The sequence below is a fragment of the Bacillus sp. JNUCC-22 genome (genome assembly GCF_018861275.1).
In the GTDB taxonomy this organism is placed as follows: Bacteria; Bacillota; Bacilli; order Bacillales; family Bacillaceae; genus Bacillus; species Bacillus velezensis.
In genome coordinates, this window is the sequence record NZ_CP076408.1 from 2,149,623 (window position 1) to 2,162,751 (window position 13,129).

The 13,129-nt window shown below is 45.2% G+C and carries 15 protein-coding genes, 1 other RNA gene and 1 pseudogene; 5 read left to right on the top strand and 12 right to left on the bottom strand.

The window, feature by feature from the left end; translation table 11 throughout:
* Positions 1-18: 18 nt before the first annotated feature.
* From rnpB to JNUCC22_RS10335, 8 genes and pseudogenes are all read right to left on the bottom strand, one after another.
* An RNA gene (rnpB, locus tag JNUCC22_RS10300) (RNase P RNA component class B) lies at positions 19-400 on the bottom strand.
* Between the two features lie 55 nt (positions 401-455).
* Complete coding sequence (gene gpsB / locus JNUCC22_RS10305; RefSeq protein WP_003153541.1) at positions 456-755, bottom strand: cell division regulator GpsB; 300 nt, start codon at positions 753-755, stop codon at positions 456-458.
* 79 nt (positions 756-834) lie between these two features.
* Entirely contained in the window at positions 835-1,383 is a 549-nt protein-coding gene (locus JNUCC22_RS10310) for an SLOG family protein (RefSeq protein WP_038458945.1), read from the bottom strand.
* Between the two features lie 88 nt (positions 1,384-1,471).
* Positions 1,472-1,708, bottom strand: coding sequence for a spore coat protein CotD (gene cotD, locus JNUCC22_RS10315; RefSeq protein ID WP_003153539.1), 237 nt, complete (start codon positions 1,706-1,708; stop codon positions 1,472-1,474).
* 83 nt (positions 1,709-1,791) lie between these two features.
* A pseudogene (locus JNUCC22_RS10320) lies at positions 1,792-1,899 on the bottom strand (hypothetical protein); the annotation flags it as partial.
* 121 nt (positions 1,900-2,020) lie between these two features.
* Entirely contained in the window at positions 2,021-3,259 is a 1,239-nt protein-coding gene (locus JNUCC22_RS10325) for a ribonuclease H-like domain-containing protein (RefSeq protein WP_216061694.1), read from the bottom strand.
* A 19-nt stretch (positions 3,260-3,278) separates the two neighbouring features.
* Positions 3,279-5,525, bottom strand: a complete 2,247-nt coding sequence (locus JNUCC22_RS10330; protein WP_216061695.1) for a DEAD/DEAH box helicase — start codon at positions 5,523-5,525, stop codon at positions 3,279-3,281.
* A gap of 98 nt (positions 5,526-5,623) precedes the next feature.
* A complete protein-coding gene (locus JNUCC22_RS10335) occupies positions 5,624-6,130 on the bottom strand; it encodes a PTS sugar transporter subunit IIA (RefSeq protein ID WP_088461041.1) in 507 nt (168 codons plus the stop codon).
* Positions 6,131-6,268: 138 nt separating this feature from the next.
* Between JNUCC22_RS10335 and JNUCC22_RS10340 the strand changes: the two genes are divergently transcribed.
* Positions 6,269-6,682, top strand: coding sequence for an Hsp20/alpha crystallin family protein (locus JNUCC22_RS10340; RefSeq protein WP_017418017.1), 414 nt, complete (start codon positions 6,269-6,271; stop codon positions 6,680-6,682).
* 29 nt (positions 6,683-6,711) lie between these two features.
* Here JNUCC22_RS10340 and JNUCC22_RS10345 read toward each other — a convergent pair whose 3' ends face one another.
* On the bottom strand, positions 6,712-7,245 hold the full coding sequence (locus tag JNUCC22_RS10345) for a YppG family protein (RefSeq protein WP_216061696.1): 534 nt from the start codon (positions 7,243-7,245) through the stop codon (positions 6,712-6,714).
* A gap of 186 nt (positions 7,246-7,431) precedes the next feature.
* On the opposite strand from JNUCC22_RS10345, the gene JNUCC22_RS10350 reads away from it, so the two are divergent.
* The gene (locus JNUCC22_RS10350; RefSeq protein WP_003153532.1) at positions 7,432-7,614 is read left to right on the top strand and encodes a YppF family protein; all 183 of its coding nucleotides are present in this window, start codon (positions 7,432-7,434) and stop codon (positions 7,612-7,614) included.
* A gap of 38 nt (positions 7,615-7,652) precedes the next feature.
* Here JNUCC22_RS10350 and JNUCC22_RS10355 read toward each other — a convergent pair whose 3' ends face one another.
* Entirely contained in the window at positions 7,653-8,021 is a 369-nt protein-coding gene (locus JNUCC22_RS10355) for a YppE family protein (protein WP_007409492.1), read from the bottom strand.
* A 45-nt stretch (positions 8,022-8,066) separates the two neighbouring features.
* Positions 8,067-8,312, bottom strand: a complete 246-nt coding sequence (locus tag JNUCC22_RS10360) for a DUF5446 family protein (RefSeq protein ID WP_012117836.1) — start codon at positions 8,310-8,312, stop codon at positions 8,067-8,069.
* A gap of 205 nt (positions 8,313-8,517) precedes the next feature.
* On the opposite strand from JNUCC22_RS10360, the gene sspM reads away from it, so the two are divergent.
* On the top strand, positions 8,518-8,622 hold the full coding sequence (gene sspM, locus JNUCC22_RS10365) for an acid-soluble spore protein SspM (protein WP_003153525.1): 105 nt from the start codon (positions 8,518-8,520) through the stop codon (positions 8,620-8,622).
* 43 nt (positions 8,623-8,665) lie between these two features.
* Here the strand turns inward: sspM and JNUCC22_RS10370 are convergent, their stop codons facing one another.
* Positions 8,666-9,628, bottom strand: a complete 963-nt coding sequence (locus JNUCC22_RS10370) for a DUF2515 domain-containing protein (RefSeq protein WP_014418234.1) — start codon at positions 9,626-9,628, stop codon at positions 8,666-8,668.
* Positions 9,629-9,669: 41 nt separating this feature from the next.
* Here JNUCC22_RS10370 and recU point away from each other — a divergent pair, with 41 nt between their 5' ends.
* Together recU and JNUCC22_RS10380 are read left to right on the top strand one after the other, a co-directional pair.
* Positions 9,670-10,278, top strand: a complete 609-nt coding sequence (recU, locus tag JNUCC22_RS10375; protein WP_216061697.1) for a Holliday junction resolvase RecU — start codon at positions 9,670-9,672, stop codon at positions 10,276-10,278.
* A 38-nt stretch (positions 10,279-10,316) separates the two neighbouring features.
* Positions 10,317-13,100: a PBP1A family penicillin-binding protein gene (locus JNUCC22_RS10380; RefSeq protein WP_216061698.1), complete on the top strand. Its 2,784-nt coding sequence runs from the start codon at positions 10,317-10,319 to the stop codon at positions 13,098-13,100.
* Positions 13,101-13,129 lie beyond the last annotated feature (29 nt).

Sequence of the window (13,129 nt, forward strand, 5' to 3'; positions counted from 1 at the left end):
TATCAATAATGTTTAACGTTCTGTAAGCCATGTTTTGTTCCGTCGTACTGCAATCGGCTCATCACCTCGTACTCAGGCGGCAATCATCTATCTACAGAAAGCATTCTGTCCTTCTATCTGTTCAGTTCCTTCAAGAAGGTTCCCCTACCAAAATTTGGGTTTCTCGCTCGAGGGGTTTACCGCGTTCCACTCTCACCATTTCTGATGAGACTTCGTCACTGTGGCACTTTCAAGGATACTCAGCCATATCCGGAGACGTAGGCTTTTTTCCTGCCGTCAGCCTATCAAGGCTGCCCTAGCTTATTTCTTCGCTAGGCACGAACACTACGGGCATCTCAGCACCGTGCGAGCATGGACTTTCCTCTACAGATTCAAAGATCTGCAGCGATTACCCGAACGTTAAGAACACTTGTTCATTATAAAGCAACTTGTCTCATTTGACAAGTGCTTCTGCCTTATTCGTCATAAAGTTTGCTGCCGAATACATGTTTCTCAAGGTTGGACAGCCTTTTCAGAATGTCAAAGTTGGTTGTATTGGACTGCACCGGCTGTTTTTTGCTTGCTTCTTCAAGCTGTTTTTTCAGCTGCAGATTTTCTTGCTGCAGTTCTTCAATTTCTTGATGAAAGGTTTCATAATCCTTAATAATCATATCTAAAAATTTGTCAACGTCTTCTTGTCTGTAACCTCTAACGCCTGTTTTAAATTCTTTTTCCAAAATGTCTTTCGCAGAAAGCTTTACTTTATCAGCAAGCATCTTTTTCACCTCATATCGTGAATCATCATGTTATATTTTATTCAGAAACACGTCCCGTTGTCAAATATTCTCTGACGTGTTATGTAAAGAAATCTTCTTCTTCAACGGCAGCACGGAGATCATCCATCGTAATTGAATAAATCGGATATCCGTCTGTTTCACGGCGTTTTTCTGCCTGCTGCAGCATATATTTCGGCGATCCTTCCATTTCAGGGTCATATAAAAGCAAAAGCGCATCTGACTTTTCAATAAAGAACGCGTTTTTCTGCCGGAATTGGAGCGGACTTTCGTACGGCCGATGCGTCAGGCTCTCCTCATAATCTGCCTGAGCAAGCACCGCTTCATACATTTCTTTATTCGGATCCTTCCACTTTTCCTCCTGGCCGTAGAAAGGCGTGATAACGGCAACCTTTAATTCCGGATACTCTTCTCTGAGATCGTACGCCGTTTCTGCCGCCCAAAGCTCAGTCCCCAGCTGTCCGGATATGAGAATCCATTCCAAGCCTTCGTCAATAAAGCTTCTGAGTCTCGTTTCTATCGCCTTTTTTATATAAACAAGCGCCCGGTCATCCTGTTTAAAAATCCCGAGTTCAAACGGCTTGTATCCTGTTACGGCTAATACTTTCAATTGATCACCTGCTTAAAAAATGGGGCTCCCCATCGGGCCCCATTTTGATTTGCTGATATCCTAACCGATCTTGCTTAAGCGTTCAATACTAATGATCGCAGCAAGGGCTTCCGCACTGAAAATGCTGGTGAGTTGTCGGGTCAACATTTGAAAAAGTGTGCGGATAGTAATGAACGTGCTCAAAGTTGTGGTGATTTACGTTAGTTGTATGTTGCGGATGAATATGCGGCACAACCGTGTTAGAAAAGCAATGGTGTTCACAGCAATGAGTCGGATGGACAATCGGCGGCATCACGTTTGGTCTGCAACAATGATGATGAAACATGCTAAATCCCCTCTCCATTAACTTTTATTACACTGTTAGGTTATGAAGAAAAGAGGGTACATGTTCTAATTCAATCACCCAATTTAAAAGTGCGTCAGCAAACTGTCTTTAAAATTCGAAAATACAAACGCAATCAAAAAAACCACGACAAAGAACAAGTAAAAAACACCTTTATACATACCAACTCTCCCCTATAAATAACTAACGCTATTTTACAAGATGCGGCACCATTCTACAACAAAATCGATGCGGATTCAGAAAAAAATATTTTTGGCGAAACAACTCGGCTTTTGCGCTTTCCCGGGCAATATTTCAAGAGGAATATTTCCTCTTGAGCCGGGCAATTCTCACATGGAGCTTCTCGGCTTCTTTTTTCGATATTTCCCCGTCTTCTGCCGCCTGCTGCGCGGCCTGCAGCGCTTTTTTGTAATCTTTTGCGTGATGCTCAAAATAGATCGCCAGCTCTACCGCTGATTGGTGTCTGCATATGTGAAGAGCAGAGCCCGTCAGTTTCTCCCAAAGGGGCATGGCGTCTTGCCTGCGGTTTTGTTTTTTATAAAGCATTGCTAAGTCAAAAAGGGCCCGATCCGAATCTTCAAAGGCTTTGCCTTGCAGCGCTTCCAGCTGTGAAACAGCCCGATCGGTTTCTTTATGAGCGATAAACCATTTCGCCATGGCGTATGCTTCCTGATGTTCTGACGTCTGATCAGAAGATGCAAAAATCTTTTTTGACATATGGATGTAAAGAGCGATGAGGGAAAGCACATCTTGTTCATTATGCGAGAGCACTCCCTTTAAAAGAGCCGGGTCCTCTGCCTTTAAAAATTGAAAATACAGCATCGGCGCCAAATAACCAGGTGTGTCTTCGTCCCTTTTAAAAGCAAGCTCTTCATTTTCAACCGCCGAAAGCGATACACGCTCTAATTTATGTTTCCAAAGCCGTCTCGCCCCATGCAGAAGATCAAAGTGACCGAAGTCAGGAAGTTTCGGAAGCCTGTCCCGCAGCAATGTATGCCTAGTTTTTACCTGCGGCCAGTCAAAGGCTTTTCCGTTATACGTAACAAGCGACGTAATGTCAACCTCACTTAAAAAGCTTTTGTAAAGAGCCGTCTCGTTTCCCGGTTTAGGAAGCAGATGCTGTTTAACCGCGACACGGTCTTCATACACTCTTGCATGGCCGAGCAAAAAGATCATATTGCCGGCCCCGCCGCCGAGGCCGGTCGTTTCAGTATCAAAGAAGAACAGCTGGCTTTTTTCGTATCCTTCTGCTGATAAAGTATGTGTCAAACCGCCTTTATTCCATAATGCCATGACGTCATCAAGTTCACTGAAGCTGTACCGTCCGTGGCGGTGCGAAAGCGGATAGACGGTTTCGCGGATAAGACAGTATTCATCCTCAAAAAAGAAAGGCTTCACTCCGAATGCCTCCCATTCTTCTCTAAATGGGACTTGAATATCCGGGACCGAAAGTTGTGAAGCTGCCGGCTTTTTTTCAGCTTCCGGCACATTCAGGTGGTTTTTCATCCGCTTTAATTTATTTTTCAAGGACATCTTTCGTCCCCCTTTTCTTTTACACGTAATTCAAGAGCCGGAGTATCGCTTTCTTTGCATCTATTCCTTCTATTTCGGAACCGATGCAGGAAGGACACCCGTCTTGACATGGACATTGTCTGATCAGGCGCTCAGCCCCTTCAGTGATTTCATCAAATCGCTTATATACTTCATCAGCAAGTCCGATTCCGCCCGGATAATGATCATACAGAAAGATTGTCGGAAGTCCGGTATGTGCAGCTTTGATTTGCGGCACGACATGCACGTCATTTCGGTCGCACATGACGTATACAGGCACGATATGCTGCAGGACGTGGGCAATGCCTAAAAGCAGCTGTTCAAGCGTTTTTTCGCCGATCTCCGAATCCGGCTCTTTCAATTCAAGCCAGGCAGCACTGGTATGCAGTTCTTCTTCTGGAAGATGAATCGGCCCTGATCCTATATTTTCAAATGTCGTCATTTTAATTTTTTTAAATATTGTCGGAAGTGCGTTCACGGTTACATCGCCGAAATGTAAAGCCGTTTTCTTTCTGCTGTCCGTTCTGTCAATGTCCAGCACTTTCAGCTGCACCGCTAAATTGGCATCTGTATAATATTCGACATCGACCTTTCGCACGTATGCTTTTTTATGGTCCCAATCAAGCTTTTCAACCTGGTACTGCACCCCTTCATGAAGATAAATCGCTTCATCATGAAGAAGTGTCATCGCGCTGAAACGGTCCATTTCTCCGATGATTTTTACATCAGCCGTCTCTGACCGGTCAACGATGACCACGTTTTCCTGTGACGCCGAACGGAGACTGATGTTGGAGGCGGGAAAAGATTCGCTCGCCCAGTGATAGCGTTCGCGGTTTTCGTGAAGCACCCCTTCTTCCTCTAAATACTCAAGAATGTCTCTTGCATCATTTTCTCCGAATGTTTCATCGGCTCTGAAAGGCAGCTCATACGCGGCGCATTTCAGGTGATCGACCAGTATAATGAGATTATCGGGATTAATCCTTGCAGATTCAGGCGAGCGTTTAAAGAAATAATCAGGATGGCGCACAATATATTGGTCAATCGGATCAGAGTTCGCCACCATCACGATAAGCGCCTCTCCCTGCCGCCGTCCGGCCCGGCCCGCCTGCTGCCATGCGCTCGCGACACTGCCCGGGTACCCCGTCATCACGCAGACCTGAAGCTGGCCGATATCAACGCCGAGCTCCAGCGCGTTTGTGCTGACAACCCCGAGAATGCTGCCGTCTCTTAACCCCCGCTCTATTTCTCTTCTTTCTTTCGGAAGATATCCGCCGCGATAGCCTCTGACAGACTTCGCGCCGATTTCTTTTTTTACGATCTCCTGAATGTGGCTTAAAATAATTTCAACCCGGACACGGCTTCTGGCAAAAACAATCGTCTGGATCTTATTTTTTAAAAAAGTTTTGGCAAGCTCGTTCACTTCCACGGTGGCGCTTTTTCGAATATGCAGCGGTTTATTTACAATCGGAGGATTGTAAAAAGCAAAGTGCTTTCTTCCGGCCGGGGCGCCGTTGTCGTCAATCAGGCGCACTGATTTTCCCGTCAGCTGCTCCGCCAATTCCCTCGGATTGGCGATTGTGGCGGATGTGCAGATAAATGACGGCGTGCTTCCGTAAAAAGCGCAGATTCTCATTAAACGGCGGATGACATTCGCCACATGGCTGCCGAATACGCCCCGGTACGTATGTAATTCATCAATGACGATATATTTCAGGTTTTCAAACAGACTCACCCATTTTGTATGGTGGGGAAGAATGGCTGAATGAAGCATATCAGGGTTTGTAATCACAATATGCCCGGCCTTTCTGACTTTCTGCCTGATGGCCGGAGACGTATCTCCGTCATAGGTGAAGCTTTTAATTTCCATGCCCGTCTCGTCTATGATTTCATTCAGCTCGCTTTTTTGATCCTGCGCGAGCGCCTTTGTCGGAAATAAATAAAGCGCGCGGCTTGAGGCATCTTCCGCGATAGACTGAAGAACCGGAAGATTATAGCACAGTGTTTTTCCGGAGGCCGTCGGTGTGACAGCCACAATGCTTTCTCCGTTTTGAACCGTCTGAAAAGCGGAGTATTGATGTGTAAAGAGCCGCTCGATCCCCCTCTTTTCGAGAGCCGCCCGAATGTTCGGATCTACTTGCTCCGGCATCGGCATGGTTTTCGCCTCCCGCGGTTCCTCTTCATGCCAATGCACAATATTTTCATGATTTTTTAATTCCTGAATCAGTTCGCTCAGTGATTTTTTCTTCATCGTTCACACCTCTTTATGAGGTACAGTTTACCGAATATTTGTTTGCCTGGCTAGATGAAAATCCTGCACAAGAAAAAAAGCAGGGAATCAGCCCCTGCCTACTTCATTTTTATCGTAAAAAGCTCTGTTTGTCCTTTTTTCGCTTCAATTGCGCCTGCAAATTGCAAAGGTTCTGCGGCATCGCCATTCATAATCACCATAGGGATGACGGTGCTGCTTGCTTTTTCTTTTATTAAATCCAGCCGGCACGTTAAAAGCAGATCGCCTGTTTTCACTTTGTCTCCTTCTTTTACATGCGCTTCAAAGCCTTCACCGTTCATATTGACGGTATCCAAACCGACATGTATCAAAAGTTCCGCTCCGGAAAGGGTGCGGATGCCGACAGCATGTTTTGTATGGAACAGCTGAATCACTTCTCCCTCAACCGGTGAAACAATGTCTCCGTTTGCAGGCTCGACGGCGATCCCGTCCCCCATCATTTTTTGTGAAAATACGGGATCCGGCACTGAAGCCAAATCCATCACCATTCCGTCAGCCGGAGAAAAAATCACTTCCTCGGCCGGCTTTTTCCGGCTGTCTCCCAATCCGAATAATTTTTTCAGCAATGTGTTGTGCTCCCCTTCCTAAATGTGAATCCGTTACCAGTTTATTCTCCACTATTTAACCATACTTTCTTTTTTCCTTCAATTCTTAACCATACGGCTTAACATCGCATAGTCTGTTTGTAAAAAGGCGGTGGTCATATGGATCAATCACAAAACGATAAACTTGATCCGCAAAGAAATGAGGACATCATCAGCCATGCGATGGACCAATTTTTTCACTCAGGTCCCTTTGCAGAATTGATGCAGGGTTTTCAGCACCTTGTCAATTCGGCTTTTACTGAAGCGCAAGTGACGATTGACGTCAGAGAAGAGCCGACGGGCCTCGCGGTTGATATCAGCGTTCCCGAGACGTTCCGTGACGGGGATATGCTGGTGGAAACGAAAGGGTGCTACCTTCACGTTACAATCCGCTACGATCATAAACAGGCTCATTCATCCCATGTGTCTTCAAGCATGACAAGAACCGTTGTCCTCCCGTATAAGGTGAGTGAAGAAGATATGGAAACATCCTGGAATGAACAGACGCTTACCCTCTTTTTCCCTAAAAAATAAGCATGAATGATGGATATCATTCATGCTTTTTATTTGAAGATACTGGTGAGGCCTTTCACCAGCGATCCGACCTGATTTACGGCGCTTACCATCTGCCCCGTTGTATCCATCATTTTATTAAAGTCAAATTGTCCGTTCGTTTTTTTAAACTGGGAGAGTATGCCTGAGAATTGGGAAGACTGCTGCTGATTCGGTCTGGGAACGGGGTAAGGATTCACAAACCCCGGCTGGCCCCCGGGCATGCCTGCCTGAGGAGGAGGGGGAGCAAACGGCTGCTGCACATGACCGTATTCCTGATTCAGATAAAATTGCTGCGGGTACTGCCCTTGCTGATGATATGGCGGCGGCTGCAATGGCTGTATCTGCTGCGGATACGGCGGCTGTAATGGCTGTATCTGCTGCGGATACGGCGGCTGTAATGGCTGTATCTGCTGCGGACTCGGCTGCTGCAGCGGCTGTATCTGCTGCGGACTCGGCTGCTGCAGCGGCTGTATCTGCTGCGGGTAGAAATATCCCGCCGGCTGCTGGTACATATTTTGATATGGCTGCGCTCTCCATTGCATATGACATTCCCCCTTGTCTCTCACTAAGTTTCTGCTATATATGTATGAATTCCGCCTTGGTTATGTGCTTTCGGAGATTCTGATCTTTGTCAAATGCTGTCGAAAGTCTTAATTTTTTAAAAACAGAAAAAAGTCGAATCGTTATGTTACCATAATCTCAACATACATGAGAGGGGATGCACCATTATGAACGTATCATACTTAAGAAAGCGTTTTGCTGAAGTAAAAAAATATGAAACAGATTGTGCAGATAAACTGATGGACTTTGCAAAATTCCTCTATATTCAAGGCCATCTCACCGCAACCGAATTTCGAAACAGTATGAAGGTTCTCGAAGCAAGTGGAGCAGAAAACCCGGCGTATGAATAACATACCCGACCCCTTTATATAAAAGAAGGCAGCCGTTTTCAGCTGCCTTCTTTTTCAATTTCATCCCTTAATATACGAAGCGTATATAAAACAGATTCAGTTAAATCCCTGTATCTTTTTTTATGAATATGATGAACATATGATTGGAGCATCAGCTCTCCGAAATTTTCTGTAACGGCCTGAATTTGTGCGTGATGAACGTATTTCGGACGGTTTTCCTGAATAAACGCAAGCGCTGCTTCTGTCCAAAGCGCGCAAAGCCGGTCTCTTTTTTCAACATCGGGTTTAATAATCTCAAAAAAATCATATGAACGGCCTGACTCTTTTCCATCCTGATACCTTTTTTCGGCTTCCAGAACCGCCTCTATCATTTGTTCTGTCAGCTCCAATAACGACTGTGTCTGCAAACGGACTCACCTCAGTACATATGGTACCAAAGTTTTTGCATAAAATCAGCTGATCCGGCAGGCTCTCGGCAAATCCTTTTTACGCCGGTCAGTCAAAAACAGGTCATCAATACAAACATGAAGCTCCCGCGCCTCTTCCTCAAGGCGGGAAAGTTTCTCCTGTCTGATTTCTTCAGCTTCCGCCTGACAGGATCTGACTGCTTGGGTAAGCGTCTTTTCAGCAGCAGAAATCCGGAATTCGATATCAGAAAGCAGACGGAGAATATCAGCCTTGCTCGTGTAAACAGACATTCATGTTCCTCCCTTTTATCACTTGCGTCTCTTTAGAATATAATTCTCGTTTTCATACCGCTCTCCTCTGCACATGACAAAACTAGAAGCAGTTCGGCAAACAAACAGAGATTATCCTAAAAGGCGTGCCTTTCGACAAAAAAGTGCCGCAAACTTTGTATGAACCGGCACGTTAATGCAAACGATACAGTTGAGGAGGTGCCGTATGAAAACGAGACCGAAAAATGCAGGTAAACAGCAAAAAACCGAAGCAAAAACGACTGATACGCTTGATAAAAAATTAGGCGGCCCAAACCGCCCTTCCACGTAACACATCAGCAGCCCGAAACCCCAGCGAACGGTTTCGGGCTTTTTCATTTCTTCAGCCACTCTTTAACCGCGAAGAGCGCATGGAGCTCCCGTCTTTTCTGGAAGTACCAGTCCGTCAGTTCAAGCTGTTTCGGCATTTTCTCCTGTAAGAAAGCCCCTTTTCTTAACCTTTTTTGAAACCAATCCGCCCTTTCGCCGTCTAATGGGTGGGCAACAATGGGATAGGTTGTCCTCAGCATCGGTGATGTTCTTTTTTTGATGCCGATCATTTTCTCCATATCAAAGCGTGAACCGGTATGAGGAACGGTATCAAGAAAACGGTAAAAAGAAGCGTGCAGATCAGGGCTGAACAGAAGACGGGCCAGCTGTTTTCCGAGCGTAATTCTTTCTTCGGTTTTCGAAAACCGTTTGACGGAGATTCCGTATAAATGTCCGTCAAATGAAGGGAATATCACCGTATTAAAGTGAAACCAATCACTTAAATAAAAAGGAATCGTGCCAAAAACATTCTTTTTAAACGAAGGATTTTGTATAATAGGTGCTTGGATAGTGTTTTGTTCATTTATAATAAGAGCATACATGAGCCGTTCCGTATCTCCGTCACGCCAAAAGCGGAACCATTCTTCCTGCATAAAAGCCGAGACGCGGAAATGAGGAAGATGACGGAAAAGAGGTTCGCCGATTTGTTTTGACCACTGGTAGACCAGAAGCTGAGGATAGGCATCAGAAAAAATCAGCCAATTCGCCCTTTCATACGAAAGGAAAAACCAGTTTTTCTGACTGCTGTCAAGGCCCTCCTGATAAAGGACGCCTCTTAAATCAGTCATCGACCAGCCCGCATTGCGGGACACAAACGATGCCAAAAGCGGCCACTTGATCTCAGGATGGCGGTCATAATATGCTTTATAGGCATTCGTCCGGGAAATATTATCGGCATTTTTTATTTTCGTCTCTTTTTCGATCAGGCGAAGAATGGCGGTTACGGTCTGTCGTTTATGCACGTTCATTCACTTCCGTCACTATTAGTTTGATAAGGAGGATGGAAAAAGTGATTCGGTACCCGAATGGAAAAACTTTTCAGCCGAACAAAACGGTTTCATCCCAAAACAGCCAGAAACGGTCTCATTCATACAGTAATCGCGGCATGACCCTCGAAGACGACCTGAATGAAACGAATAAGTATTATCTGGCTAACCAAATTGCTGTCATTCACAAAAAGCCGACACCCGTCCAGATTGTAAACGTCCACTATCCGAAAAGAAGCGCCGCAGTCATTAAGGAAGCTTATTTTAAACAGTCTTCAACAACTGACTACAACGGCATTTATAAAGGACGCTACATTGATTTCGAGGCAAAAGAAACAAAAAACAAAACGGCATTTCCCCTGCAGAATTTTCATGCTCATCAGATTGAGCATATGAAGCAGGTGGTCAGGCAAGACGGCATTTGTTTTGTTATTATATCCGCTTTCGGAAAGGTTTATTTCCTCGAAGCCGACAAGCTGTTTGTCTTTTGGGAGAGAAAGGAGAACAATGGCAGAAAATCAATTCGCAAAGACGAATTAGAAGATGCTTCCTTTCCGATTTCCCTTGGATACTCACCGAGAATTGATTATATTAGTATTATTGAACAGCTTTATTTTTCGCAGGAACAGTAGACTGAGCGAAAGGTTGATAAACGAAAGGTTGAGATGTTATGTCAGATCAATTTACGAGTCGTGAAGAACGCCGTAAGGCAAGGCAGACGAAAAGCACTAAGCCCTCTTCACCGAAAAAAGGCAAGAAACAGCGTAAAGGCGGTTTATTCAAAAAAATTGTGCTGTCCTTGGTTATTCTGTTTGTCCTTGGCATAGTCGGCGGAGCGGCGGCATTTGCCGTTTTGGTTTCCGGCGCGCCGTCTTTGGACGAAGCCAAGCTGAAAACGCCTTACTCTTCAACGATTTACGATAAAAACGGAAAAGAAATCGCGGAAGTGGGCGGTGAAAAACGAACCTACGTCCCGATTAAGGATATACCCGATGTTGTGAAAGAAGCATTTATCGCAACTGAAGACGCCCGTTTTTATAAGCACCACGGTATAGACCCGATCCGGATCGGAGGCGCCTTGGTCGCCAACTTTACGGATGGGTTCGGTTCAGAGGGAGGAAGCACAATCACCCAGCAGGTTGTGAAAAACTCGCTTTTGACCCATCAGAAAACGATTAAACGGAAAGCACAGGAAGTGTGGCTTTCACTGCAGCTGGAGCGCCATTATTCTAAAGATGAAATCTTAGAAATGTATTTAAACAGAATCTATTTCTCACCGCGCGCCTACGGCGTCGGTAAAGCGGCTGAAGAATTCTTCGGCGTAAAAGATTTGAGTAAGCTTACGGTTGAACAGGCGGCAACGCTTGCCGGAATGCCGCAAAGCCCGACCGGATATAACCCGGTTAAAAACCCGAAGGCTTCCGAGAAACGCCGAAACATTGTTCTCAGCTTAATGGAAAAACAAGGATTTATTTCAAATTCTGAATACCAAAAAGCAAAGAAAGTGTCCATGAAAGATGAAGGCGTCGTCAGCCAAAAGGAATACGATAAAAAGGACACAAATAAATACAGCGCTTTTGTCGAAGAAGTTATGAAAGAAATCGAGACAAAAGAAAAGAAAGACGTCAATATTTCAACTGACGGACTGAAAATTTACACGACTCTTGATACAAAGGCACAAGATTATCTTGATCAATTGATGAACGGAGACACGGTTGGCTTTTCGGAAGGCATGCAGGGAGGCGTCACGCTCCTTGATACGACAAACGGAGAAATCCGCGCCATCGGACCGGGAAGGAATAGAACTGCAGGCGGGTTTAACTACGCGACAGATACTCAACGCCAGCCAGGTTCGACGATTAAACCGATTCTTGATTACGGGCCTGTCATTGAAAACAAAAAATGGTCGACGTATGAGCAGATTGACGATTCGGCTTACACGTACTCTGATGGCACTCCGATACATGATTGGGACAATAAATACAGAAATATGATATCAATGCGAGAGGCCCTCGCGGACTCACGTAATATTCCTGCTTTAAAAGCATACCAAGCAGCAGGGAAAGATAATGCCGTCGACTTCGCAAATGACTTAGGATTGGGATTAAACAAAGATAGTGTAACGGAATCTTATTCGATCGGCGGTTTTGGAGCTGATAATCCGGGGGTTTCTCCAATGACAATGGCGGGCGCCTACAGTGCTTTCGGAAATAACGGTACGTACAATGAACCGCACGCGGTCACATCGATTGAATTTAATGACGGCACTAAGCTTGATTTAACACCAAAGCCGAAAAGTGCTATGAGCGACTACACGGCGTTCATGGTTACAGATATGCTCAAATCAGCTGTCGAATCAGGAACAGGTAAACTGGCCCAAGTACCGAACGTGGAAGTGGCCGGTAAAACGGGTACGACCAACTTTACTAAAGGTGATATTCAAAAATATAATATCGCACAAGGCGGAGTCCCAGACTCATGGTTTGTCGGATACACCCCTCAATATACTGCGGCGGTTTGGACTGGTGTAGAATCTGGCAACAAAGCAGGTAAAAAATCATTATCTTATGCAGACCAGCAAGTCGCAAAACGGATTTTCCAAAAGCTGATCTCATACGTTGATGACGGTAAAGGAAGCTTCAAGCAGCCTGACAGCGTCGTCAAAGAAACAGTTGAGAAAGGCTCGAATCCTGCCGCTTTAGCCGGACCGAATACACCGGATGATAAAAAAGTGACGGAGTACTTTGTGAAAGGAACGCAACCAACTGCCGTTTCTAAAACGTACACGAAAGAAAAAGCCGATAAACCGACAGGATTGCAAGTGAAATACGACAAAGATAAAAAATCATTAACCTTAAGCTGGAATTATGACGGTGATGCAACATTCAATGTCAAACAATCCGTTGATGGCGGAAGCTACAGTGACATTCAAAACAGTTCGGCAAAAGAAGCCGTCGTCTCAGATGTCACACCAGGCTCCACATACAGCTTCCAGGTGACAGCGGAAAACGATGACGGAAAAAGCGATACGGCATCAGCATCTTTCAAAGTCCCGAAAGATGAAGAAGACGATGCAGATAAAGATAAAGCGACTGACGATGAACAGAAGTCTGATGAAGATAAAGATAAGGACAAGACGCAAACCGATGATTCAAACACAGATGACAATCAAACAGATACGTCTGACGGATCGGATCAAACACCAACTGATGACCCGGATAAAAATCAGGACCAATCCGATAAGGATCAAACAGATAACAACAATCAGAATCAGCCCGGTAACGGGACGGATAACAACGGACAGCAAGATAACGGCTCTGATAATGATTCTGATTCCGGTTCAGACGGCTCAAATAAACCTGACAGCGGTCAAACGGACAAAAACAAAGACTCATCTTCAAATATCAACGGGCAGTCCAATTCGTCAACCATCCAGTCAAATTCCGCTCATTAGCGGACGAAATCCTTCACCTCAAACAGGTG